General features: G+C 30.4%; 26 protein-coding genes, 2 riboswitches and 1 other annotated feature. Of the genes, 20 read left to right on the forward strand and 6 right to left on the reverse strand.

Annotated elements, in window-relative coordinates; genetic code table 11:
- The first annotated feature begins 67 nt into the window (after positions 1 to 67).
- Positions 68 to 188: riboswitch (SAM riboswitch) on the forward strand.
- An 83-nt stretch (positions 189 to 271) separates the two neighbouring features.
- A riboswitch (SAM riboswitch) is annotated at positions 272 to 372 on the forward strand.
- 120 nt (positions 373 to 492) lie between these two features.
- The 5 genes from LL038_RS21030 (at position 493) to rbr (ending at position 5,011) form a co-directional block, all read left to right on the forward strand.
- Positions 493 to 1,488, forward strand: coding sequence for a methionine ABC transporter ATP-binding protein (locus tag LL038_RS21030; protein WP_216123181.1), 996 nt, complete (start codon positions 493 to 495; stop codon positions 1,486 to 1,488).
- The gene (locus LL038_RS21035; RefSeq protein WP_216123179.1) at positions 1,489 to 2,145 is read left to right on the forward strand and encodes a methionine ABC transporter permease; all 657 of its coding nucleotides are present in this window, start codon (positions 1,489 to 1,491) and stop codon (positions 2,143 to 2,145) included. It abuts the gene before it with no gap.
- 79 nt (positions 2,146 to 2,224) lie between these two features.
- Complete coding sequence (locus LL038_RS21040; RefSeq protein WP_216123177.1) at positions 2,225 to 3,025, forward strand: MetQ/NlpA family ABC transporter substrate-binding protein; 801 nt, start codon at positions 2,225 to 2,227, stop codon at positions 3,023 to 3,025.
- A 122-nt stretch (positions 3,026 to 3,147) separates the two neighbouring features.
- Positions 3,148 to 4,332, forward strand: coding sequence for a MalY/PatB family protein (locus LL038_RS21045; protein ID WP_216123175.1), 1,185 nt, complete (start codon positions 3,148 to 3,150; stop codon positions 4,330 to 4,332).
- Positions 4,333 to 4,426: 94 nt separating this feature from the next.
- Positions 4,427 to 5,011 carry a rubrerythrin gene (gene rbr, locus LL038_RS21050; protein ID WP_216123173.1) on the forward strand — a complete coding sequence of 195 codons (585 nt, stop codon included), beginning with the start codon at positions 4,427 to 4,429 and terminating at the stop codon, positions 5,009 to 5,011.
- A 79-nt stretch (positions 5,012 to 5,090) separates the two neighbouring features.
- Here the strand turns inward: rbr and LL038_RS21055 are convergent, their stop codons facing one another.
- Together LL038_RS21055 and LL038_RS21060 are read right to left on the reverse strand one after the other, a co-directional pair.
- A complete protein-coding gene (locus LL038_RS21055) occupies positions 5,091 to 5,810 on the reverse strand; it encodes an EcsC family protein (RefSeq protein WP_216123172.1) in 720 nt (239 codons plus the stop codon).
- 49 nt (positions 5,811 to 5,859) lie between these two features.
- Entirely contained in the window at positions 5,860 to 6,414 is a 555-nt protein-coding gene (locus LL038_RS21060) for a DUF1003 domain-containing protein (protein WP_216123170.1), read from the reverse strand.
- Positions 6,415 to 6,702: 288 nt separating this feature from the next.
- Between LL038_RS21060 and LL038_RS21065 the strand changes: the two genes are divergently transcribed.
- The 12 genes from LL038_RS21065 to LL038_RS21120 all read left to right on the forward strand — a co-directional run bounded on the left by LL038_RS21065 (position 6,703) and on the right by LL038_RS21120 (position 18,838).
- Positions 6,703 to 7,395, forward strand: coding sequence for an iron-sulfur cluster assembly scaffold protein (locus LL038_RS21065; RefSeq protein WP_071614550.1), 693 nt, complete (start codon positions 6,703 to 6,705; stop codon positions 7,393 to 7,395).
- Positions 7,396 to 7,417: 22 nt separating this feature from the next.
- Positions 7,418 to 8,419: a GGGtGRT protein gene (locus LL038_RS21070; protein ID WP_216123168.1), complete on the forward strand. Its 1,002-nt coding sequence runs from the start codon at positions 7,418 to 7,420 to the stop codon at positions 8,417 to 8,419.
- A 251-nt stretch (positions 8,420 to 8,670) separates the two neighbouring features.
- Positions 8,671 to 9,048 (forward strand): GntR family transcriptional regulator, encoded by a 378-nt coding sequence (locus LL038_RS21075; RefSeq protein ID WP_216123167.1) that lies wholly within the window; start codon positions 8,671 to 8,673, stop codon positions 9,046 to 9,048.
- 46 nt (positions 9,049 to 9,094) lie between these two features.
- Positions 9,095 to 9,955 carry an ABC transporter ATP-binding protein gene (locus LL038_RS21080; RefSeq protein WP_216123165.1) on the forward strand — a complete coding sequence of 287 codons (861 nt, stop codon included), beginning with the start codon at positions 9,095 to 9,097 and terminating at the stop codon, positions 9,953 to 9,955.
- Complete coding sequence (locus tag LL038_RS21085) at positions 9,955 to 10,623, forward strand: ABC-2 transporter permease (RefSeq protein ID WP_216123163.1); 669 nt, start codon at positions 9,955 to 9,957, stop codon at positions 10,621 to 10,623. The genes LL038_RS21080 and LL038_RS21085 overlap by 1 nt, the downstream gene beginning before the upstream one ends.
- A gap of 123 nt (positions 10,624 to 10,746) precedes the next feature.
- Positions 10,747 to 10,956 carry a hypothetical protein gene (locus LL038_RS21090; protein WP_216123162.1) on the forward strand — a complete coding sequence of 70 codons (210 nt, stop codon included), beginning with the start codon at positions 10,747 to 10,749 and terminating at the stop codon, positions 10,954 to 10,956.
- Positions 10,957 to 11,208: 252 nt separating this feature from the next.
- The gene (locus tag LL038_RS21095) at positions 11,209 to 12,579 is read left to right on the forward strand and encodes a hypothetical protein (RefSeq protein ID WP_216123159.1); all 1,371 of its coding nucleotides are present in this window, start codon (positions 11,209 to 11,211) and stop codon (positions 12,577 to 12,579) included.
- Positions 12,572 to 13,177, forward strand: a complete 606-nt coding sequence (locus LL038_RS21100) for a class D sortase (RefSeq protein ID WP_216123157.1) — start codon at positions 12,572 to 12,574, stop codon at positions 13,175 to 13,177. The genes LL038_RS21095 and LL038_RS21100 overlap by 8 nt, the downstream gene beginning before the upstream one ends.
- 213 nt (positions 13,178 to 13,390) lie before the next feature.
- A complete protein-coding gene (locus tag LL038_RS21105) occupies positions 13,391 to 13,654 on the forward strand; it encodes a hypothetical protein (RefSeq protein ID WP_216123155.1) in 264 nt (87 codons plus the stop codon).
- Between the two features lie 892 nt (positions 13,655 to 14,546).
- Complete coding sequence (locus tag LL038_RS21110) at positions 14,547 to 16,229, forward strand: ribonuclease J (RefSeq protein WP_375293007.1); 1,683 nt, start codon at positions 14,547 to 14,549, stop codon at positions 16,227 to 16,229.
- A gap of 267 nt (positions 16,230 to 16,496) precedes the next feature.
- A complete protein-coding gene (locus LL038_RS21115) occupies positions 16,497 to 17,423 on the forward strand; it encodes a metal ABC transporter solute-binding protein, Zn/Mn family (RefSeq protein WP_375293006.1) in 927 nt (308 codons plus the stop codon).
- 212 nt (positions 17,424 to 17,635) lie between these two features.
- Complete coding sequence (locus tag LL038_RS21120) at positions 17,636 to 18,838, forward strand: EAL and HDOD domain-containing protein (RefSeq protein ID WP_216123153.1); 1,203 nt, start codon at positions 17,636 to 17,638, stop codon at positions 18,836 to 18,838.
- Positions 18,839 to 19,005: 167 nt separating this feature from the next.
- Here LL038_RS21120 and LL038_RS21125 read toward each other — a convergent pair whose 3' ends face one another.
- From LL038_RS21125 to LL038_RS25745, 3 genes are all read right to left on the reverse strand, one after another.
- The gene (locus LL038_RS21125) at positions 19,006 to 19,269 is read right to left on the reverse strand and encodes an HPr family phosphocarrier protein (protein ID WP_216123150.1); all 264 of its coding nucleotides are present in this window, start codon (positions 19,267 to 19,269) and stop codon (positions 19,006 to 19,008) included.
- A gap of 120 nt (positions 19,270 to 19,389) precedes the next feature.
- Positions 19,390 to 19,599 carry a hypothetical protein gene (locus LL038_RS21130; RefSeq protein ID WP_216123148.1) on the reverse strand — a complete coding sequence of 70 codons (210 nt, stop codon included), beginning with the start codon at positions 19,597 to 19,599 and terminating at the stop codon, positions 19,390 to 19,392.
- Between the two features lie 83 nt (positions 19,600 to 19,682).
- Positions 19,683 to 19,763, reverse strand: coding sequence for a glycine radical domain-containing protein (locus LL038_RS25745; protein ID WP_418921893.1), 81 nt, complete (start codon positions 19,761 to 19,763; stop codon positions 19,683 to 19,685).
- Positions 19,764 to 19,871: 108 nt separating this feature from the next.
- Here LL038_RS25745 and LL038_RS21135 point away from each other — a divergent pair, with 108 nt between their 5' ends.
- The 3 genes from LL038_RS21135 to LL038_RS21145 all read left to right on the forward strand — a co-directional run bounded on the left by LL038_RS21135 (position 19,872) and on the right by LL038_RS21145 (position 23,170).
- Positions 19,872 to 20,006 carry a hypothetical protein gene (locus LL038_RS21135; protein WP_268055924.1) on the forward strand — a complete coding sequence of 45 codons (135 nt, stop codon included), beginning with the start codon at positions 19,872 to 19,874 and terminating at the stop codon, positions 20,004 to 20,006.
- Positions 20,007 to 20,079: 73 nt separating this feature from the next.
- Positions 20,080 to 21,117 (forward strand): Gfo/Idh/MocA family protein, encoded by a 1,038-nt coding sequence (locus tag LL038_RS21140; RefSeq protein WP_216123146.1) that lies wholly within the window; start codon positions 20,080 to 20,082, stop codon positions 21,115 to 21,117.
- A gap of 394 nt (positions 21,118 to 21,511) precedes the next feature.
- Positions 21,512 to 23,170: a glutamine--tRNA ligase/YqeY domain fusion protein gene (locus LL038_RS21145; RefSeq protein ID WP_216123242.1), complete on the forward strand. Its 1,659-nt coding sequence runs from the start codon at positions 21,512 to 21,514 to the stop codon at positions 23,168 to 23,170.
- Positions 23,171 to 23,244: 74 nt separating this feature from the next.
- On the opposite strand, the gene thrS is transcribed toward LL038_RS21145, so the two are convergent.
- Positions 23,245 to 25,182, reverse strand: a complete 1,938-nt coding sequence (gene thrS / locus LL038_RS21150; RefSeq protein WP_216123144.1) for a threonine--tRNA ligase — start codon at positions 25,180 to 25,182, stop codon at positions 23,245 to 23,247.
- A 136-nt stretch (positions 25,183 to 25,318) separates the two neighbouring features.
- Positions 25,319 to 25,521 (reverse strand) — a binding site (T-box leader).
- Positions 25,522 to 25,932 lie beyond the last annotated feature (411 nt).

A 25,932-nucleotide genomic window follows, 5' to 3' on the forward strand; every position in this document is an offset into this window, starting at 1 on the left:
ATTATGGTTACTTCTTTACATATTAAACATATAGTGATACTATAGATATAATTTAATAAGTTAGTTATTCTCATCAAGAGAGATAGAGGGACCGGCCCGATGATATCTCGGCAACCATCAGACAGTAAATGTCTGAATAGGTGCTAATTCCTGCGTTAAGTTCATAGTAACTTAGCGGAAGATGAGAGAGGTGTCATTGAATATTTATACCTCTTTCATCGTTATTGGTGGAAGAGGTTTTTTGATTTTTTATAAATTAAAATTTAATAATGTCTTATCAAGAGAGGTGGAGGGACTGGCCCTATGAAACCCGACAACCAGTATCGCAAGATACATGGTGTTAAATCCTGCAGCATGGCTGCAAGATAAGAATAAGTTTGGAAGTAGTGCCCAAGTTTATTCTTGGGCACTATTTTTTATGAAAATAGATAACAATGGTTACAATAAAATTATAAAAATGAATTGTAAGGCATAAAGAGGAGCAGAGATATTATGATTAAAGTTAGTGGTGTAAGTAAAAGTTTTTCAAAGGTAAAGGTATTAAGTAATGTTTCATTTACAGTAGATAAGGGTGACATTTATGGTGTTATTGGTCATAGTGGTGCTGGAAAGTCTACTTTGCTTAGATGTTTTAATGGGCTTGAGACATATGATACAGGAACTATTAACATAATGGGCAAAGTGGTTAATGAGCTAAGCCGCAAAGAGCTTCGTGAGTTTAGAAAAGATGTAGGAATTATATTTCAAAGTTTTAACCTTATTAATAGTAAAAATGTTTTTGACAATATAGCATTTCCACTTGAAGTATGGGGGAATGATAAAAGCTATATTAAGGAAAGAGTAGATAGCCTGATAGATTTAGTAGGTCTTAATGATAAAGTAAAAACAAACGTAAAGCAGTTAAGTGGAGGTCAAAAGCAAAGAGTTGGAATAGCAAGGGCATTAGCGCTGAATCCTAAAATATTACTTTGCGATGAGGCAACTTCTGCACTAGATCCTAAAACTACAAAATCTATATTACAGCTTTTAAGAGATATAAATAATAAATTTAATATAACAATCGTCGTAGTTACTCATCAGATGGAAGTGGTAAAAGAAATTTGTAATAAATTCATTCTTTTAGAAGGTGGTAAAATTAAAAGTCACGGATTTACGGATGAATTGTTTATTAAACCAACAAAAGAGATGAAAATACTTATTGGAGAGGAAGAATTACTGCCTAGTATTGGTTATAACATTAAAATATTTTTCACAAAAGAAATTACTCAAAGTTGTTTAATAACATCGCTAGCAAGAGAACTTGATATTGATTTTTCTATAGTATGGGGAAGGCTTGAAAAGTTTCGAGATAGTGTAATGGGTAGTCTTATTATAAATACGAATGAGGAAAATAAAGAAAAAATATTAAAGTATTTAGATGACAGATCTATAGAATGGGAAATTGATGCTGAATTAGAACAAGATGAATTAAATAAGGAGGGAGTATAAATGACATTTCAAGAAGTTTTAATACAAATTTTACTGCCTGCGTTATTAGATACGTTATATATGGTGATATTATCCACGATTTTCACAGTTATTTTAGGGTTTATTGCAGCGGTTGGCTTAATTATAACTGGGCCTAAAGGGCTAAGACCAAATAGCCTAGTTTATAAAAGTTTAGATTTAGTAGTTAATATACTTCGTTCTTTCCCGTTTATAATACTTATGATATCTATATTCCCTTTAACAAAGTTAATTGTTGGAACTACCATAGGTTCAACTGCAGCTATAGTTCCACTAACACTTGGAGCAGCTCCTTTTGCTGCAAGAATAATAGAATCTGCATTACTCGAGGTGGACTACGGGATTATTGAAGCAGCTAAATCTTTTGGTGCAAAAACTCATCAAATTATATTTAATGTTATGTTAAAAGAAGCACTGCCATCTATAGTTCTTGGAATTACATTAACTGTTATAAATATTATAGGATATTCAGCTATGGCTGGAGCAGTTGGTGGTGGAGGTCTTGGAGATGTAGCACAAAAATATGGATATTATAGATTTCAGACGGACATAATGATATACACGGTAATAATATTAATTATAATTGTGCAAGTCATACAAGCATTAGGAAATTTATTGTATAGGAAAATGATTAAATAAGATATTAATGATATTTAACATCAAATATGATGATTGAATTATAAATTAAAAAAAAGAAAGATTAAGAGGGGGATTTAAAATGAAAAAAATATTAAGCATATTATTATCAGTAGTTGTAATTTTTACATTAGGTGGTTGTGGTACAAAGAAAGAGGCAGTAACAACTGATAAAAAGATTATCAAGGTAGGTGCTTCACCAATTCCTCATAAAGAAATATTAGAAGTTGTAAAACCAATCCTTGCAAAAGAAGGATATACTCTTCAAATAGTTGAATTTACCGATTATGTAACACCAAACACAGCACTTGCTGAGAAACAACTTGATGCAAATTTCTTTCAACATGTACCTTATTTGACGGAATTTAGTAAATCAAAAGGGTTAGATCTGACTTGGACTGTAAAGGTCCATATTGAACCAATGGCTTTGTACTCATCTAAATATAAAAAACTTAGTGATATAAAAGATGGAGCAAAAATAGCTATTCCAAATGATCCTACAAATGGTGCAAGAGCACTTAGAGTACTTGAAAAAGCAGGTTTAATAAAATTAAAAACTGGAGACCTTATTTCTAAAATTGATATTACAGAAAATAAAAAGAATTTAAAAATAACTGAATTGGAAGCTCCACAACTCCCAAGAGTTCTAAACGATGTGGATGCAGCAGTTATAAATTCTAATTATGCAATGACTGCTAAATTAAAATTAACAGACGCTTTAGCCGTTGAAGCAAAAGATTCACCTTATGCAAATGTACTTGCTGTTAGAAAAGAAGATAAAGATAAGCCTTATATAAAGGCACTCTCAAAAGCATTAACTTCACCAGAAGTTAAGAAATTTATTTTAAGTAAATATAAGGGCGCTGTAATTCCAGCATTTTAAAGTTAGTATTTAGTTTTAAATAATTACAATAGTTTAACAAAATAAAATCACTTTGCTTTGAGCTTAATAGTTTAAAGCAAGGTTTTTTTACAATATGAGTACATAGGAAGAGGAGATTTAATATGGAAATCAAGCAATTTTGTGCGCGGTATTCAATGGATAGAGTGGGGACTAATTCCTTAAAGTGGGATGCTTTAGATAAGCGTTATGGTGATAAGAATTTAATTCCTATGTGGGTAGCAGATATGGAATTTAAGGCACCAGAAGTAGTGGTAAATGCAATGAAGCAAAGAATTGAACATGGGATATTTGGATATTCTTATGTACCTGACTCCTACTATAACTCTTTCATTAATTGGGAAAGGAATCAACATAACTATGAAGTAGATAAAAAGTGGATACGGTTTTCAACTGGTGTTGTTGTATCTTTATATTGGTTTGTTAATGCATTTACAAAGTTTGGTGACTCAGTAATTATTCTTACTCCGGTGTATTACCCGTTCCACGATGCAGTAAAAGATACTGGAAGAAAATTAGTTACATCTGAATTAATAAATGTAAATGGAGTATATACCATTGATTTTGAAGATTTTGAGAGAAATATTATAGAAAATGATGTTAAATTGTTTATCCAGTGTTCTCCACATAATCCGGTTGGTAGGGTTTGGACAGAAAAAGAATTGGATAAAATTTTATCTATATGTAAAAGATATAATGTACTTGTTGTCTCGGATGAAATACATCAAGATATTATAATTGGAGAAAATGTTCAAATACCTGCAGCTATAGTAAGTGGTGCAAAGTATGCAGATAATATAATAACAGTTACAGCACCATCAAAAACTTTTAACTTAGCCGGATTATTAAATTGTAATATAATTATATCTAATGAGAAGGTAATGGAAAGATATGATGCGTATTCGAAAACTATTAATAAAACAGAAGTTAATATTATGGGATTAACTGCAGCGGAGGCTGCTTATAATTATGGGGAAGAGTGGTTAAAATCTCTGCTAGAGGTAATAAAGCATAACTACAACCATGTTAAAGAAAGACTGGGTGATAAGGCACCAAAAATAATTATTACGCCGTTAGAAGGAACTTATCTTATTTGGGTAGATTTAAGGGGATATATAGAGCCTAATGAAACAAAAACATTTATACAGGAAAAATGTAGACTTGCTGTTGATTATGGTGAATGGTTTGGCGAAAATTGCAAGGGATTTATTAGATTAAATATGGCTACTAATCCTAAGTATGTTGAAAAAGCTGTGGACAATATCATAAATAATATTAATTATTTGTAAAATACAATGATCTAAAAGAGGAAATTTGTCGTATTTATAGAATAAGTTAATATACAATTATTTTCTCTGCGGAGGAAAACAAGGAGGGATTTTTATGAAAACATTAAAAGGAACAGAAACGGCTCAAAATCTTATGAAATCATTTGCGGGTGAATCACAAGCTAGAAATAGATATACTTATTATTCATCTGTAGCAAAAAAAGAAGGGTACATACAAATATCTAACATATTCACAGAAACGGCAGCAAATGAGAAAGAACATGCTGAAAGATTCTTTAAGTTTTTAAATAAAGATTTATGTGGAGAAGTTGTAGAAATTAATGCAACATATCCTGTAGCACTTGGAGATACAAAGGTAAATTTATTATCAGGAGCTAATGGAGAAAATGAAGAATGGTCAGATCTTTACCCAGCATTTGCAAAAGTCGCTGATGAAGAAGGTTTTCCAGAGATAGCTGTAATTTATAGAAAAATTGCTGAGGTTGAAAAACATCATGAAGAAAGATATAGACAATTACTAAGCAATGTAGAAAATAATACAGTATTCGATAAAGAAGAAGTAGTTATGTGGAAATGTGGCAATTGTGGTTATATTTTCGAGGGAAAAAGCGCTCCTAAATTATGTCCAGCATGTGCACATCCTCAAGGATATTTTGAAATATTATCAGAAAAATTCTAATTATATTTTAAAAATATAGAATAAAAAACAACCCTCAGCTTAATTAAATTAATTTGAGGGTTATTTTTAGTTATATATATTACTTTTTAAAAATCCTTAATCTATATGCGTTAATTGCTGTATCGTATAATTTGTTCATCAGTTTATAATTGGCATATGCGCCAACAACTAATCCAATGCCTGGAACAAGCTGTAACATTTTTGCCAAATCTATATAATCTCTATATTCTTGTTGAAAAGTTTTCCAATCAAAAAAGTTTACATCCTCAGGCAAATTTTTTACGTGATTGTCCCAATTGGATATTTGAGTATATATTTCAATTCTTCTTTTGTCACTTGAAAAAGCTAATTGAAAAACATATAGAATATATAATCTTTCTTTATAATCTCGAACATCAAAACCATAAATACTAGCTATTTCATACAGAAATTTCATTTTTAAACTTAGAAGAATAGGGAAGTCTGCAAGACCTATTAAAAGTCCTGACGCCCCAGTTCCGGCACCGCTTACAGTTGCAGCTTTTCTATAAAAATCAATACTGCTTTTTGCCAAAATTTCACGGTCTTCAAGGGAGGTATTAGTAAGTGGGGGTTTTGCTGTATATTCAGAACCGGTGAGTACAAGCTTTGTCATATTTTCAATTGAAGTATTAATAATATCTTGAATTTTATCAGGGAGTAAGTTATTCATCTTGTTTTGTATATCCTTAGCAAAATCGCTTGAAAAAGAAGGTTCCTTTTTCATCTTTTCTTGCCATAAAAACATTTCTTTTAGTGAGTTTTCTTCATAATTATTCATGTTTATCTCCTTATAAAATTAATACTTGCCATGTGCCACCCAAGTGGCATTACTTGCCACTTGCCACGTGGGTGGCACTTTTTTCAATAAACTCTAATATTTTTGCTTGATTTTTTACTAATATTTTTTGATTATCGATTAGGTAATCCATCTTTTTATGTAGATCTTGAGTAATTAATTCTGATTTAAGATTTATTTTATAATCATTTTTTGATTTTATCCTGTCTTTGTCCTCTTGTCTATTCTGACTCATCATTATTACAGGAGCTTGAATAGCGGCAGTGCAAGATAAAACTAGATTAAGAAGTATAAATGGAAATGGGTCAAATAATTTTTTTAAAATAGTATTTATAATTATCCATATTGCTATAATAGCAAGTGCAGCAATTATAAAACTCCAGCTTCCAACTGAAGCTGCTATTTTATCAGCCATCTTATTACCAAAAGTTGTAGTTTGTGCATGGTCAATGTTACTGTTCGTAGACATCCTATTCTCTATTAATTCATGCAATAGATCTTCTTCAATATCGTTGAAGGTTTCTCCTTGATCAATTATTTCACGTACAAGTTTTTCTGAATCTGAATTGTCATTTTCATTTTCCATATTAATATCCCCCAATATAATTAATTTAATTAAGGCAAGAGGTTGTTTTACATAATTATAATTAATTTAAAGGAAATATTCAATTAATTATTTCAAAAATGAGAGTTATTACATTAAATAAGTTTGTAACTAAATTATCAACTTCTATTAATACTATTGTTAAATTAGATTATGTTTGCTAAAATAGACTTGTTAAGATATTTCAATGTTGACCCAGTGGGATTTTTTAGTGCCCGCTAATTATAAAGTTTATTAAATTACCATCTACATAAGGAAGGAGATAATATTATGATTTATTCAACAGAAGTTTCAGAAATGATTTGTGTTGCTAAAGGACCTAATCATGGTTCAGCACCAATTCCTGAAGAAGGAAAATGGGTACAAAGTAAAGAAATTAAAGATATCTCAGGTTTAACTCACGGAATTGGCTGGTGTGCTCCTCAACAAGGTGCCTGTAAGCTTACATTAAACGTAAAAGATGGAATAATACAAGAAGCATTAGTTGAGGTAATAGGATGCTCAGGTAGTACTCACTCAGCTGCAATGGCTGCAGAAATACTTCCAGGAAAAACTATTTTAGAAGCATTAAATACAGATTTAGTATGTGATGCAATAAACACAGCTATGAGAGAATTATTCCTTCAAATAGTATACGGAAGAACTCAAACTGCATTCTCAGAAGGTGGACTACCTATCGGTGCTGGACTTGAAGACTTAGGCAAAGGCCTTAGAAGTCAAGTTGGTACTATGTATGGAACACTTGCTAAAGGACCAAGATACTTAGAAATGGCTGAAGGTTATGTATCTAATATTGCACTTGATAAAAATAGTGAAATAATTGGTTATAAATTCATTCAACTTGGAAAAATGATGGATATGGTTAAAAAAGGTATGGATGCTAACGAAGCTATGGAAAAAGCTACTGGAACTTATGGTAGATTTGACGAAGCAGTAACAGTAATCGACCCAAGACAAAAATAATATAAAAAGGAGGAATAATATAATGGCTTTATTTGAGAGTTATGAAAGAAGAATAGATCAGATACTACCCGTATTAAAAAAACACGGAATAAATTCACTAGAAGAAGCAAGAAAAATATGTGAAGATAAAGGTATCGACGTTTTTGGAATAGTTAAAGGAATTCAACCAATAGCATTTGAAAATGCTTGTTGGGCATACTGCGTAGGAGCAGCTATTGCAATTAAAAATGGTTGTACTAAGGCTGCAGATGCTGCAGTTTATATAGGCGAAGGACTTCAATCATTTTGTATACCAGGTTCTGTTGCAGATGATAGAAAAGTTGGAATTGGTCATGGTAACTTAGCAGCTATGCTACTAAGAGAAGAGACTAAATGTTTTGCATTCCTAGCTGGACATGAATCATTTGCAGCTGCTGAAGGCGCAATTGGTCTTGCAAGAGCTGCTAATAAAGTAAGAACTAAACCTTTAAAAGTAATACTTAATGGTCTTGGAAAAGATGCAGCTTATATAATTTCAAGAGTTAATGGATTTACTTATGTTCAAACAAAATTTGATTACTATACTAGTGAATTAAAAGTAGTTAAAGAAACAGCTTATTCTGATGGAGAAAAAGCTAAAGTTAGATGTTACGGTGCAGATGATGTGCGTGAAGGCGTTGCAATAATGCATTCAGAGGATGTAGATGTATCAATTACAGGAAATTCTACAAACCCAACAAGATTCCAACATCCAGTTGCTGGAACTTATAAGAAAGAAAGATTAGAAGCAGGTAAGAAATACTTCTCAGTAGCATCAGGTGGTGGTACAGGAAGAACACTTCACCCAGATAATATGGGAGCAGGTCCAGCTTCATACGGAATGACTGATACTATGGGAAGAATGCATTCAGATGCACAATTCGCAGGTTCTTCATCTGTTCCAGCTCATGTTGAAATGATGGGACTTATCGGTATGGGAAATAACCCTATGGTTGGTGCTTCAGTTGCAGTTGCAGTTGCAGTACAAGAAGCAATGAGCAAATAAATTTTTTATTGTACGTTAATAAAAAAGTTTCTCATCTTGGTTTCTTATGTTTATAGAAAAGCTTAGGTTAAACTAGATAGGGACAAGCCTCACATTAAGTCATAATAGGCTAAATGTGAGGCTTTTTTTATTTGTGGTAATATTAAAAAGTTATTTTTTACATATTATTAATTTAAAGGTTAAAATAATGTTGACATTAAATGCTATCGTGTATATACTGATTATATACACTAGTTACAAAGGAGCGAATTATGAATATTATAATTTCAAATTCATCGCAGGATCCAATTTATGAACAAATAGTGACTCAAATTAAAACTGCCATTATGAAAGAAGAATTAGCACAGGGGGATGCCTTACCTTCTATAAGAAGTTTAGCAAAAGAGCTTCTTATAAGTGTTATAACAACTAAAAGAGCATATGAAGAACTTGAAAAAGAAGGATTTATAGAGACTGTTCCTGGAAAAGGTTCGTATGTATCATGTCAAAACAAAGATCTAATAAGAGAAAAAAGATTAAAAACTATAGAAGAAAACCTAGCTGGTGTTGTATCTGAAAGTAAGTTTTTAAATTTAAGTTTAGAAGAATTACAAAGTATGTTAGCAATACTATATACCGAAAAAAATTAATACATAATTAAATTTTTAGTTTTGAACTAATTAAGGGGGAACAAACATGGATAACATCTTGGAAATAAAAAATTTAAATAAGTCTTATAAGGATTTCACTCTAGATAATTTAACTTTTAATGTTGAAAGAGGATCTATAATGGGGTTTATAGGCCCAAATGGTTCAGGTAAGAGTACCACTATAAAACTTATAATGAATCTTATTAAAAAAAATAGTGGAGATATAAATGTTTTTGGATTAGATAATATAAAGCATAATAAAGAAATTAAGCAGAAAATCGGATTTGTTTATGACGAAAATTATTTTTATGAAGAATTAAACATCATAGAAATGAAAAACATTCTTCGACCTTTCTATAAAAGTTGGAATGATACCTTGTTTGAAAAGTATATAAAAGAATTTGAACTGCCTAAAAAGAATAAAATTAAAAATCTATCAAAAGGAATGAAAATGAAATTTTCTCTAGCATTAGCTCTTTGCCATAATGCAGAGTTTATTATAATGGATGAACCTACTTCTGGACTAGATCCAGTATTCAGAAGTGAACTCATAGATATTTTGTATAATGTAATTCAAGATGAAAATGTAAGTATATTCTTTTCAACTCACATAACTACTGACCTTGAAAAGATAGCTGATTATATTACTTTTATTAATAAAGGAAAATTAGTTTTCTCAAGGACTAAGGATGAAATTATTGAAAATTATGGAATAGTTAAAGGAAGTAAAGAACTTTTAGACAATGATATTAGGAGAGAATTTGTAAGCGTAAAAGAAAATAGTTTTGGATTTGAGGCTCTAACAAAGGATATTACTAAAGCGAGGGAGATATTTAAAGGCAGAGGCATTATTGAAAAGGCATCACTTGAGGACATTATGGTATATACGGTTAGGGGGAATCTTTAATGGTTAATCTAATAATAAAGGATATTCTTATTCAGAAAAAGACTATTATATATGCTCTTCTTTACGCTGCTTTTGTATTCGTTTGTTTTTCTACTATATTTCCTAATGGATTTGGGTTATATGTAATGTCACCCATGGTAATCACCTACTTGTATATAACTCTTGCAGTGCAATATGATGATAAAAACAATAGTGAAGTTATATTAAATAGTTTACCACTTAAAAGATCTGATATTGTTATATCAAAATATATGTCAATATTTGTGTTTGGAATTATAGGGATTATCTGCTCTACATTAGTGGGTGCTATAGGCAATGCCACTGGACGTTTAAAGTTTATTGGATCAATTTCATTGTTGGATATTGTTTTAGTTATAATGTCTATATGCATATTTAGTTCTATATATTATCCTGTTTATTTTAAATTTGGAGTTGCTAAAATCAAGATTTTTACTATGGTAATATTCATGATATTTTTTTTCGTACCAATGAATGCTATGAGTTATGTTATTAAAAATCCCAATAACTTTTTTGTACAGAAATTTAATTATTTTATAAATAACACTTCTACTTTAACTCAAAACTTTATAGCTCTAACAATAGGCTTAATTATTTTTATGATTTCGCTAATGATTTCAATCCACATTTATAATAATAAGGAATTTTAACGACATCAGATTCCTATGGAATTTAATCATCTGTCATAGATATTGACTCTTTAGTTTAGATAAATAGATTATTAAAATAATAACAATAATTTTAATATATAAAACAAATTGGAGGTGTTTTCAGTGAAAAAAAACAAATTAATAAGAATTGTAAGTCACAATTTTCATGACTATAAAATGAGTTGTACTATGTTATTTTTGGGCTTATCAGCAGGACTTGGAATACTAGGAAATGAATTTGGTATGGTATATTTAGTTTTTTCGTTTTTGCCAGTGTTTGTATGGTCACTGTTTTGGTTTAATGAAAGAAAAACAACTGATACCTCATTATAATAAATAGCATAAATGTTTTAAAACTTAAAATAATCTATGATTTTAACTTAAATCATAGATTATTTTTTTTGATTATGGAAGCAAATTAAACTCAAATTTGATAGTAAGCTAACTTTATATTATTGTCATAATATTTAGTATTATATAATAAGAAAAATTGACCAAATGTGGGTTTTAAATCATGTTTACCGTTTGTTAACATTATGATATAGTTTTAAAGTTATGAAAAAATATTACACGGAGGTAGATGATATGACAAAATTTGAATTAAGAGGATGTTCCTTTATAATTGCTATAGTTATGTTGTTTTTTGTATTACCAATATCTATAGTAAATGCGCAAACGAAAACGCTCTCAGATGCCATATTAAAGACAAATTCAGTAAAGACTATGGAAAGCAATGGTAAAATTATCTTGGCATTTAAGGCGAAAGGACTTTCAAAACAAGACCAAGAGGATTTTGAGATGATAAGTGATATGTTAAACAATTTACAAGTAAGTTTTGATGCTAAGACAGCTGGAAATAGTGACGGAACTATTTCAAAACAATATGTTAAAATGTCAGCGAATGTAGGTGGAAATCCATACGCTGGAGAATTATGGAGCGACATAAATCTTACAGGTAAAACCCCTATAGTTAAAGAAATCGTAAAATCACCGCAACTATTTGAAATGATGGTGTCACCTGAGAATGTTAATAAATATATGTTAATAGATTTTGATGAGATGAATAAAACACCAGGAATTCAATCGGAAATAGGCAACCTGGATTTTGGAAAAATGCTTAGTGAAAACAAAGAACTACAGCAATCAATTATAACTTTATTCCAAAAATATTCAGCACAACTTGGCGCCGGTTATAATTTTATATCTAAGGATGGAAGTGTGTATAGAGTTAGAATTGATGATACTCAATTCAAAAATCTTATAAGAAAAGTAGTTAATTTAACTGCTAAGAACGAAGAAGTACAAAATCTTATAAGAGATTTAATAGTAACTGAAATGAAAAATACTGGAGCATCAACCGTTGAAGTTAATAGTATGAAAGCAGATATCGATAATATGTTTACTCTACTTGAATCACAAGGTTTTTTGGATGAATTCAATCAAATTATGGACAAGCTTAAAGATGTAAAGATACTTGGAGATAAAGGAATTGATCTTGCTTATACAATAAATGAAAATGGATACGTAATAGGTACGAAAGGCGATATAGAACTTGTTTTAGATATGCCAAAGATAGATAAAGTATTTACGCAAAGTGGAGATGCAGCTGATGTCGCAACTGAAATTATACCAACAGGAACATACACAGTGGGTGTACATTATGAAGTAAATAACAATAATATTAACGGAAAAGTAAATGTTATAATACCAACACTTACTTCAGCAAATTCATTTAGTTATGTTAATATGTTTGACGAATCAACAGGTGATCTAATTGATGAATATATAGATAACAACGGTAGTAACTTAGGAGGAGAACAAATAAGTGTTATACATACAGTTAAGGGAGGTCAACTTCCGAATACTTCTACTCATTTATATGAGTTACTTCTTATAGGAACTGCATTAACGCTTCTTGGAGCTTTAGGATTAAAAGGTAGGAAACGTTATGAATAAGTTGAAAACATTATGGAGCAAAATTACCGGGTTTAAGCTTATGTCTCTTGTGTTTATGGGCTTTGGGATAGGAATCGTTGCTTTTGCAGCATATAGTATATTGTTACAGTCTAATTTTTCTGTGAATGCAGTTCCAAGCCATATTTCTAAATCTGCAACGAAAGTAGCAAATAAGAAGCTTTATCCTGTATATCCAAAGGATGGTGATAGCATTGGTAGTTTGACTATGACAACTCTAAATAAGAAATTGCCTATTGTCCAAGGGACTGGCGAAAATGAGTTAAAGAAAGGAGTAGGTCACTTTAAGCAAAGTGTGCTTCCTGGAGAAAAAGATAATTGCGTTCTTTCTGGACATCGCGATACTGTGTTTAGTGGAATAGGGAAGCTTAAGATTGGAGACCAATTGATTGTGCAAACATCAGCGGGTATATTCACTTATGAGGTGAAAGGCACACGAATAGTAGGTAAAGATGACAGAACAGTAATCGTACCTACAAGTCGAGCAGTCCTTACGCTGACAACCTGCTATCCATTCAATTTTATTGGGGATGCTCCAAATCGTTATATTGTATCTGCAGATTTAATTAAATCAAAATAAATAAATAATAATTGTTTTATTTTCTAAAAAGTGGCAATAATTATAAATGTGTATAATAATTCGTAGTGTTTAGAAGCAAATATAGTAAAATATATCAGCCGTATTTATAATGTAAGTTGATTATATATAATGAATTATATATAATAGGAATGTACAAGAAAAAATAAGAAGTAAATATAGTAATATTACTTATATTATACAAGGAGGAAATAAATGAATATAGATGTAAACTCACCACTTGATGAATTATTAGAAACTTGGGCTATGTATTCACAAAAGCTTGTCTATACTATGCTAACTGAAAAAGCTGAAATTGATGAATTTAATAAAGTGAAATTAGTCCTAAAAACAAAAGGAATAATAAAATTAGAAATACATAATGTTTATGATAATGAGTATGTTTTGCATTATCTTAAGCAAGGTGGACTATTTACAAAGAGAATTATTTTAAATAAGAAAGCAGCTAACTTAGAATAGTGCTAAATTTCATAAAGTATTTTCTAAAATAACTAGTGAATATGCTAGTTATTTTTTTATACGATAAGTAACGTTTGTATATGTTTACTATTCTTGTATAGTATAAATGTAGAAATAAAACGATAATTTAAGTTTGAATAATGTGATATTTTAATCTATTGCAATTATTCTTAACATTTTTTATATTATAATCAAATATAATATGTTATAATTACATTGGATTAGTATAATGCATTGGCATAGAATGTAGTTATTAGGGAATTATAAAGAACTCATACAGTGAGTAGTCTTAAAATATGAATAATAATATAAAAATATATGTATAAAGAGAGTGGTGTTTTAAAAAGGCAGCACTTTAAAATATAAATTCATTAAAAACATTCAAAAATTTTATAAGAAAGGAGAAAGGAAAAAAGAGAAAAAATGGCTAAAAATATTGAAAATAGTGAAAAGCTAGAGAAAGCTGAGACTATTGAAAATATTAATATGATGAAACAATGACAATAGGTGAAATAGATTTGGATATCGGAAATACAAACTATTCTCTCACAAAAATAAATCATTATAAAGTAATTGTAATAAAAATATAAAAGAAAAGGTAGGTGAAAACCTGATTTATGGTTAGTTAATAGGAAAAAAACACTTGGAATAGTAAATTAACGAAGTTTCATAAGGGAGTATCTCATTTTATGGGTGGAAATCTAAAGCTCCTTGTGAAGTGGTTAATGCATCTTTAGAAGATGAGCAGCTCCGCGGCTAAAGGATCAATGTTAATTGTAGTAAGCGGTACTGACCTAAGTAATTATATTCTGTGATACTACCATTTTGTTTAGTAAACAGAACGAAAATATTGGATGGATAGAATGCCTAATATTTAGAAATCGGGGAAATAGTGAATAATAATTATAGAAGTAAGGGTAAAAATAAAATCAGAGTTATCCCAATAGGTGGACTTGGAGAAATTGGGAAAAACATTACTGCGATAGAATATAAAGAGGAAATTATTGTTATAGATTGTGGAATTTCGTTTCCAGATGTAGATATGTATGGAGTAGATTTGGTTATTCCAGATATAACATATCTTTTGGAAAATAAAGACAGAGTAAAAGGGATTTTTCTAACTCATGGTCATGAAGACCATATAGGAGCATTACCTTATGTTTTAAAACAGCTGAATATACCAGTGTACGGAACATGTCTAACACTAGGACTTGTAGAAAATAAGTTACAAGAACATGGAATACTCGCAGATTGTACACTAAATGTAGTAAAAGCTGGGGATATAGTTAAGCTTGATAAAATTAGTGTAGAATTCATAAGAGTTAGCCATAGTATAGCGGATGCATGCTCGCTTTGTATACACACTCCTATTGGAAGAATTATACATACGGGAGATTTCAAAATAGATTATACTCCAATAGATGGAGAAGTTATAGATTTAGAGAGATTTGCAAAATTAGGTGGTCAAGGGGTTTTATTACTCATGGCTGATAGTACTAATGTAGAGCGTCCTGGTTTTACTATATCTGAAAAAGTAATTGGAGAAAATTTAAAGAAAATTTTCTATAAAGCTGAGGGTAGAATTATAGTAGCGTCATTCGCATCAAACATCCATAGAATACAGCAAATTGCAAATGCATCAATTTTCTACGGAAGAAAAATAGCATTTAGCGGAAGAAGTATGGAAAGAATATCTGAAATAGCTATGAATCTAGGATATTTGCATATACCAGCTGAAGCTATAGTTGCAGTAGCAGATCTTCATAACTATCCTGATGATAAGGTAACAATAGTAACTACGGGTAGTCAAGGTGAGCCACTAGCTGCATTAACAAGGATGGCATCAAATACTCATAGAAGTATTCAGATACAAAAGGGAGATTTGATTATTTTATCTGCATCTCCTATCCCAGGAAACGAAAAGTTCATATACAATGTTATAAATGAACTCTTTAAAAAGGGAGCAAATGTAATATACAATACTACAGAAGAGATTCATGTTTCAGGGCATGCGTGTCAGGAAGAATTAAAATTAATGCACGCATTAGTACGACCTAAATATTTTATGCCAGTACATGGTGAATATAGACATCTAAAACAACATGCGCTACTTGCAGAAAAATTAGGAATGAGTCCTGATAATATTTTTATAGCAGAAACTGGACAGATATTAGAAGTATCCCCAAGTGAATGTAGAATAGCTGGAAGAATTCAAACGGGAGCTATAATGGTAGATGGGCTTGGTGTTGGAGATGTTGGGAACATTGTGCTTCGTGATAGAAAGCACTTAGCTGAAGAGGGTATCCTTACTGTGGTAGTTACTATAGAAAGAGAGACTTATAGCATTGTAGCAGGGCCGGACATAATAACAAGAGGATTCGTATACATGAAAGAATCTAATGAACTTATTAATGAGGCTAGAGATATTGTACGAAAAGAATTAGAACAGTGCTTAGGTAATAAAATTAAAGAATGGGCAGTAATAAAATCTAGTATTAGGAATGCTTTAGGCCAATTCTTATATATAAAAACTAAGAGAAGACCTATAATTATACCAATAATAATGGAAATATAATAAGGCTAAGTTTTATGATTTATGTTTAGTTATGGAAAAGAGTATGTATTGTAATAATGCATACTCTTTTTGTATGCTACATAAGAATGATGAGGCATAAGTTATAACCTTAAATAATGGAAATAATTAAAGTATTGACAAGGTACAAATACTTGAGTATATTATAAGAAGAAATGCAAATGACTTGCAACAACTAAAAAGCGCCTTTTAGGGGCTTTTAATATTTATAAGTAAATTGAAGGAAATGATTTAAGGAGTGAAAAAACATTGAAAAAAATTATTAGTATGATGCTTTTAACATGTATTATATTTACACTAGTGGGATGCTCAAAGTCTACACTTAATATGAAAGAAGAAGCTATGGGTACTGTGAAAATTGATAAGTCAAAGCTACAGGTAGTTGTGTCTTTTAATCCATTGAAGGAGTTTGCAGAGGCTGTGGGTAAGGATAAAGTACAAGTAAAAGTAGTAGTGCCAGAAGGCGTTGAGCCGCATGATTTTGAACCTAAAATTAAGGATATGAAAAGTATAAGTGATGCCGATTTGTTTGTCTATTCTGGATTTGGAATGGAAACATGGGCCTCTAAAACTCTAAGTGCTATAGATAATAAGAATTTAGTTGTTGTTGATTCGTCGCTTGGAATAAATCCAATAAAAAGCCAGGGTGATGAAGTTCAGGAACATGGACAATTTGATCCACATATATGGCTTAGCTTAAAAGATGCTAAAATTCAAACTAAAAACATAAAAGATGCTATGGTTAAAGCAGATAAAAAGAATAAAGTATATTATGAGAAAAATTATGAAGAGTTTTCAAAGAAACTTGATAAACTTTATAGTGAATATAATTTAAAATTCGCAGGGATAAAAAACAAGAATTTTGTTACCGGTCATGCAGCCTTTGGTTATTTGTGCAGAGATTTTGGGTTAACACAAAATAGTGTAGAAGATGTATTCGCAGGGGGAGAGCCAACTCCTCAGAAACTAAAAAAAATAGTCGAGTTATCGAAAAAATATGGAGTAAAAGTTATTTTCATGGAGGAACTTGCAAGTCCTAGAGTGTCTGAAACTCTTGCAAAAGAAGTAGGGGCTAAAGTACAAAAGATATATACAATAGAAAGCAGTGAAGATAATAAAGGTTATCTAGAGAGTATGGAAGCGAATTTGTCTGAGATATATGACAGTTTAAAATAATGATTAACCCCCGCCTTAAATTAAGGTGGGGTTTATTTATTATTTTAAAACATTTATATTAGTCTAAAAATATTTATATTAGTTTAAATTCGGTTGTTTTATTAATAGTGTAAACAAAATATATTGCATCTTATATGCGATATTGTAAATCCGTGTAATATTATGTATAATAAACATAATACATCTTAAATGTATTTTAATGGAGGGATAGTATGGATGTTTTTTTAGCAAGACAACCAATTCTTGATAAATTTAACAAATTACTTGGATATGAATTGTTATTTAGAGATAGCGGAAAAAACATATACCAAGCGGAAGATGGAGATAAGGCAACTGTTGAAGTTATAAAAAACTGTTTTGTAAATATAGGGATTCAGGAAGTAACGGGAGGTAAAAAAGCGTTTATTAATTTTACTGAAAATATTTTAAAATCAGACATTTTTATGGTTTTGCCGCCAGAAACGGTAATAATTGAAATATTAGAGAATATAGAACCTACAGAGGAAATAGTAGAGTTATGTACGAATTTAAAAAAACAAGGTTATCTTATAGCCTTAGATGATTTTGTTTATTCAAGAAAGTACATAAAACTTATAGAGGTAGCAGATATAATTAAAGTGGATTTTAAAATAACTAAAGGGCATGATCGAAAAAAAGTGATTGAACAAGTGAACTCCACCCATGTCTGCTTTATAGCAGAAAAAGTTGAAACTATGGAAGAATTTCATGAAGCTGTTTCATTTGGGTATTCATACTTCCAAGGGTATTATTTTAGTAGACCACTAATAGTATCAGGAAAAAGAATATCAGAAAATAAGATTGTTTATATGAAGTTATTAAAAGAAATTAATAGTGGCAGCTTTGATATAGATAAAATAGAAGAGCTAATAAAAAAAGATGTATCATTATCATTTAAACTTTTAAGACTAATAAATTCAGCAAATTATGTTTTTAGAAGTAAAATAAAGTCTATTAAACAAGCGTTGACACTACTTGGAGAAAAAGAAATAAAAAAGTGGTTGTATTTAATAGTTTTTAAAACTATGGGAGCGGATAAAGCAGAAATCATAGTAATAGAATCATTAACAAGGGCAAGGTTTTCAGAATTAATATTATGTAAAATTAATAAAGGTGCTAATTCATTTAATGCTTATATAATAGGTCTATTTTCTATGGTGGATTTACTTTTGGATGTACCACTAGAACAAATACTTGAGGAATTATTGTTGCCAATTGAAGTTAAGGGTGCTTTAGATGGGAGTTGCAATAATGAATATAGAAAATTACTTGATTTAATTATAAATTATGAAGAAGGTAAGTGGGATGAGGTATCAAAAATTTCTAAACAACTAAAATTAGATGAAAAGTGGTTGCCAGAAGCATACTATGAGGCAATCTTTTATGCAAATGAATAATTACTATGCACTTAGCACATGTCAATTTACTTTTAATTTTTCTTATCTAATAAAATTAGTATAACTACAAAAAAATATTACTACTCAGATATTAATTTCATAAAATATCCGAGTAGTAATAGGTAATCAATGCTTATTTACTGCAGTATTTTAAATTATAACTTTGACTATTCTTCGCCAAATTTATTTTCTACAAGGCTTACTAAAGCATCCATAGCTTCTTTTTCATCTGCGCCTTCTGTAACGATTTTAATTTCTTCGTCTTTTTTAAGTCCTAAACTCATTATGTTTATTATAGATTTTGCATTTGCAACGCCAGTACCATGTACGATACTAACAGTAGACTTAAACTTGCTTGCAGTTTTTACAAAGATAGAAGCTGGTCTTGCGTGTAACCCTTGTTCATTTAATATTTTAACTGTTTTTTCCATTAATATAGCCTCCTAAAATTTAAATGCTTATTCATCACTTATAACTTTCCTGATATCATAAAAATATGAGGAAGATTCTGATTTTATAAGAATCGATTGTTAAAGTCGTAGTAACTGTACCTACAATGCAAAATTTGTAAATATTTTCTGTACACCATAAAATGCAGTATGTAAATAGTATAACATATTTATCTGCCATTTATTATAATTCTTAATTTTATTTGCACATAAACTTATATCATGCCAATAATTTTTAAAGAATGCAATTGTTCTAATTTCAGAGTAATTGTGTAGGGAGTATCTTTGAATATTAAAAATTAATGCTTTCATATAGTTACTTCCTATTAGGGTATGTTTAGTTCTTCTTATAATATCATCTTGAATCTCATGGCTGAGTTCTATAAAAATGCACTCTAACCTGCAACCCTTACTACTAGACCCTTATAATCATTTGGACTTGTCTGAGCGTTCTTAAGAGTGATTGCGGTAAGGATGCTTTTTTAGTATTAGAAAAGTGTGTACTAGATAATTAATGAATGATTAATAGGGCAAGTGGGATACTATGTTTGCAGAGGAGAGATCCGAGGAAGTTCAGGGAAAAAGTGTATTTAGTCATAGAAAACAAGAGATTTTATTATGATGTAACTTATGAATTTACAGAAATATCTGATTTAGGTGAAGTTCCAGATGAGAAAAGCTGCTCGGAATTAGAAAAGATGAATGTAGAATTAATCTAAAATTGTAGTAAATAAACATGGTTAGTGGTAATCTTTATCTAAAGATATTGATATGAAAGTGAGGTATATACTTATGAAAAAAATAAATTTTGCAATGATAGGATTTGGTGGGATAGCGAAAACACATTCATTAGCAGTTTATGATGCTAACTTAAGGTTTTCACTTCCTTATGAGTTAAATTTAAAATATATTGTAACTAGGGATCCTATGATTCTTCCTATTAGTGGAGTTGTAAACGTCACAGATATTGAAGAGGTACTTAAGGATGAAGAGATTGATTTTATTGACATATGTACACCCAATAATGTCCACTTTGACAATGTGGTAAAGGCAGTAAAATACGGCAAAGCTATTTACTGCGAAAAACCGCTAGCTACAAATCTTAAAGACGCAATGGAAATGGCAAGACTTGTTAAGGAGAACAATATAAAAAATTCTGTAGCTCTAGTTTATAGATTTATGCCAGCTTTATCATTATTAAAAGAGGAACTTGAAAAAGAGACAATAGGCAAGATTATAGATTTTAAAGTGAGAACTTATCATGATAGCTATTTAAATGAAAATAAAAAGGATACATGGAGAACTGGAAAAAGTTCTGGTGGTGGGGCACTAATGGATTTAGGTGTCCATTTAATTGACATGATACAATTTACTATGGGAGATATAGAGGGAGTAGATGCAAAATCTAGAATTTTCTTTAAAGACAGATCAGAAGTAGATGAAATTACAAATTGTGAATTTACATTAAAAAATGGTGTAATCGGAAGCCTTGAGGTTTCAAGAGTATTTACTGAAAGAGAACAAACGGATGATTACGTAGTTTACGGAAGTCATGGCAGTATAAAGATTAATTTTAACAATCCTTATGAAATTGAAGTATATAGTTATGAAAGTAATTCAACAGAGATAAAAAATGTAGCAGCAGGGGATAACTTATTAAAATTTTATGCGGATAAAAGAAATTCTTTGGGATATTTCCAAAATTGTCATACAGCGTCACTTATAAATTTCGCAAATAAGATTTATGATAATTCATCTCAAAGCATAGCTGCTGATTTTGATGATGTTTTAAAATGTCAGAGGGTAATTGATATGGTGTATGGGAGATAGGTATAAAAATTCTCGTATATGGCTCCAAATAAGAAATTTAAATGGAAATTCAATTAAGATTCGTATTAATGAACTAGAATTTGGTTAATATGGGAAGACTATAAATATAATTTAAAAATTTAATATTTAATGCCATGAAACGTTTAAATCCTAGGAAAAAATCTGTTTTTGTGATATATTTAGTAGATATACATAAAACTTACAAGCGACTGAACTTACATGTGATTTGGCTTACTTGCATCCAACCTTACTCGCAATCAGATTTACGAGTAAGATTGTTATGTGGAAGTCTTCTTAATGCGAGAGAACTCTTATGTGTAAGAGTTCTCTCGAGTAATCTGGATTACGGTAGGGGATATTACAAGTTTGCTAGATTAAAAGGAAGGTGCCAAACATGGAAACTAAGACCAGTTCATCAAATTTTATAAGAAACATTGTTATGGAAGATATAGAAACAGGAAAACATAAAAAAATAATTACTCGTTTTCCGCCGGAGCCAAACGGATATTTGCATATTGGGCATGCAAAAGCGATTATTATAAACTTTCAATTAGCAGATGAATTTAACGGTATGACTAACTTACGTTTTGATGATACTAATCCAGCGAAAGAGGATAAAGAGTATGTTAAATCTATAGAAGAAGACGTAAAATGGCTCGGATTTCAGTGGGACAATTTATTTTTTGCATCTAATTATTTTGATGAGATGTATAAGCGTGCCGTGTTATTAATAAAAAAAGGTAAAGCTTATGTTTGTGATTTAACAGCTGAAGAAATGAAAGAATACAGAGGTACTTTAAGAGAACCTGGCAAAGTTAGCCCATACATAAATAGAACAATCGAAGAAAATCTAGACTTATTTGATCGTATGAGAAAAGGTGAATTCCCCGATGGAGCAAAGGTTTTAAGGGCTAGAATTGATATGACTTCTCCTAATATAAACATGAGAGATCCAGTAATTTATCGTATATCTCATGCAATTCATCATAATACGGGAGATAAATGGTGTATTTATCCTATGTATGATTATGCACATCCAATAGAAGATGCAATTGAGGGAGTTACACATTCAATTTGTACTTTAGAATTTGAAGATCACAGGCCTCTATATGATTGGGTTGTAAATAATTGTGAAATGGAAAGTATTCCAAGGCAGATTGAGTTTGCAAGATTGAATATAACAAATACAGTAATGAGTAAAAGAAATCTTAAGCAATTAGTAGATGAACAGGTAGTAGATTCATGGGATGATCCACGTATGCCAACTATAGCTGGACTTAGACGTAGGGGTTATACACCAGAATCTATACGTAATTTTTGTAGAGAAATCGGAGTTGCAAAAGCTAATAGTAAAGTAGATGGTCAATTGCTTGAGCACTTTATAAGAGAAGATTTAAGCCCTAAAACACCTAGAACAATGGCTGTTTTAAGACCTTTAAAAGTAGTTATAACAAATTACCCAGAATCTCAGGTTGAAATGCTTCAAATTGAGAACAATCAAGATGATCCATCCATGGGAACTCGCCAGGTGTCATTCTCAAGAGAAATATATATAGAAAGAGAAGATTTCATGGAAAATCCAATAAAGAAATACTTTAGATTATTTGTGGGTAATGAAGTAAGACTAAAGGGAGCATATTTTATTAAGTGCAATGAAATGGTTAAGGATGCAGATGGAAATGTATCTGAGCTACATTGTACTTATGATGTGGAGACTAAGAGTGGTAGTGGATTTACAGGAAGAAAAGTTAAAGGAACAATCCACTGGGTAGATGCAATAAATGCACTTCCAGCAGAATTTAGATTATATGAACCCTTAATTTTAGATGATGAGCAAGAAGAAGGAAAAACTTTCTTAGATCAAATAAATCCAAATTCTATAGAAATATTACAAGGATTTATAGAACCAAACATGAAAGATTCAAAACCAAATGATAAATTCCAATTCTTTAGACATGGATATTTCAATGTGGATAATAAATACACAACAGCAGAAAAATTAGTATTTAATAGAATAGTGTCTTTAAAAAGTTCTTTCAAAATTCAAAAATAGATTTCTTATAATATTAATAAGGCAGCACAAGATTTTATCTTGTACTGCCTTATTTTGTTATAATAATTTAGCTATTATAATAGTTTAGTATCGATTTCGTCTTTAATTCTTGTAATAAATGAATCTAGTGCGATTGCACCCTCATCAGCATTTTTACGGCTTCTAACAGAAACTTCGTTTAGTTCTGCTTCTTTCTCTCCAACTATTAGTAGGAAAGGAACTCTTTCATTACGAGCTTCACGAATTTTATACCCAATTTTCTCTGCTCTAAAGTCAGCTTCTACTCTAATTCTAGATTCTTTAAGTTTTGCTACTACTGTTTCTGCATAATCATGATATTTCTCAGAAATAGGTAATACTTTAACTTGAAGTGGTGCAAGCCAAGTTGGGAAAGCACCAGCATATTTTTCAATAAGCGTTGCAAGTGTTCTTTCGTAACAACCAAGAGAAGTCCTATGAATAACATATGGACGTTTTTTAACTCCAGCTTTATCAATATAAGTCATGTTAAATCTATCTGGTAGTTGAAAATCAATTTGAACTGTAATTATAGTATCTTCTTTACCAAAAACATTTTTGATCTGTAAATCTAGTTTAGGACCGTAGAAAGCAGCTTCACCAATTGCTGTTTTATAGTCTATTTTAAGATCATCTAAAATGACTTTCATCTTAGATTCAGTTAGTGCCCAGGCCTCTGGGTTATCAATATATTTTTCTTTATTATTAGGATCCCATTTAGAGAATCTGTAAGTTATATCATCTTCAATTCCAAATGTTTTGAGCATAAAGTGAATTAAATCTACAACGCCTTTAAATTCATCCTCTAATTGCTCAGGAGTGACAACTAAATGACCCTCAGATATAGTGAATTGACGTACTCTTGTAAGACCATGCATTTCACCAGAAGATTCATTTCTAAATAATGTTGAAGTCTCTGCATATCTAATTGGAAGATCACGATAACTTTTCTGATCTGCATTGTAAATTGTAAATTGGAATGGACATGTCATAGGGCGTAATGCCATAACGTCCTCACCCTTAGATTCATCCCCAAGGACAAACATTCCATCTTTATAATGATCCCAATGACCAGATACTTTATATAATTCGCTTTTAGCCATTAGTGGTGTTTTAGTTAGAACATAACCTCTTTTTTCTTCCTCATCTTCAACAAAACGTTGTAATAGTTGAATTACCCTTGCGCCATTAGGCATAAGTAGAGGTAAACCTTGACCTATCATTTCTGATGTAGTAAAGAGTTTGAGTTCACGTCCAAGTTTGTTATGATCTCTTTTCTTAGCATCCTCCATTTTCTCTATATGAGCATCTAAATCAGATTTTTTTGTAAATGCAGTTCCGTATATACGGCTAAGCATTTTGTTTTTTTCATTACCTCTCCAGTAAGCACCTGCAACTTGAGTAAGTTTAAAGGCTTTTATATATTTTGTAGACATTAAATGAGGACCTGCACAAAGATCTGTAAATTCACCATGTCTGTAGAAGGATAAGCTTGCATCTACTGGTAGGTCTTCAATTAACTGAACTTTAAAATTCTCATCTAATTTACCCATAAAAGCTATAGCTTCAGCTCTTGGAAGCTCAAACCTTTCTATAGGTAGGTCTTCTTTAATAATCTTTTTCATTTCTGCTTCTATTAATTTAATATCTTCAGCAGAAAAAGAGTTTTGTTTATCAAAATCGTAGTAGAAACCGCCATCTATAGCAGGTCCTATGGCAAGTTTAGTATTTGGGTATAATCTCTTTACTGCTTGAGCTAAAATATGAGCAGCAGTATGTCTAAATGCTTTTTTTCCTTCCTCACTATCAAAAGTTAATATACTAAGTTCGCAGTCCTTAGTGAGTTTATAACGTAAATCTACAGTTTCACCATCTACCATGCCAGCGCAAGCAACTCTTCCAAGTCCCTCGCTAATATCTCTAGCAACTTCAATTACAGTTATTTCAGATTCGTAAGATTTTATTGAACCATCTTTTAGTTTAAGATTTATCATGTACATTGCTCCTTTCTTTTATATACTTGTTTAAATTTTTTCTTATAGAAATGAAAAAATAAAAAATGTTATCAACAAGTTTGTAAACTTATATTTTTTGAAAAATAAAAAAACCCCGTCTCAATTCTAATTATAGAATTGGGACGAGATTATAATTTCCCGCGGTTCCACCCAAATTGTTTATATAATAAACCACTTAATAATTATAACGGAATTACCGGGCTTTGTTGAAGCCGCTCAGAGGTAGTCTTCAGCTAATTTCATTTAAGAATACTTCCAGCTAATGTATTCCTTCTCTGTAAATGTACCATAGCTTACTTTCCTCATCTTAGTATTGATTTATTTGCTTACATTAATTATATCACTTGCGGTATATATGTCAAGATAGGTAAAAAGATTAATACGTAATTTAGTCTAGTTTTATTGTACTTATAATAATATATTGTTTATCCACTTTCAAATATAATGGCAATTAATTGGATTATGTTTTTTTATTTTTATATTCTTGTTATCTCAAAATTATTGAATAATAAAAAACTTAAACTTTAATATGCATTATGTGTAAATATTGGTATAATTAATTTACTGTTTTATAAAATATAGGTGATTTATGGTAAAATTATGTAATGTACATCTGCATCTGTGATAAACGTTTACAATATAAAACCGAGGTTATATTATAAAAAACCATTAATAAAAATATAAATTCCACGATAGTTATAGTAGTAATATTATTAATGGATATTAAGA

The sequence above is a fragment of the Clostridium estertheticum genome, assembly GCF_026650985.1.
Classification (GTDB): Bacteria; Bacillota; Clostridia; order Clostridiales; family Clostridiaceae; genus Clostridium_AD; species Clostridium_AD estertheticum_C.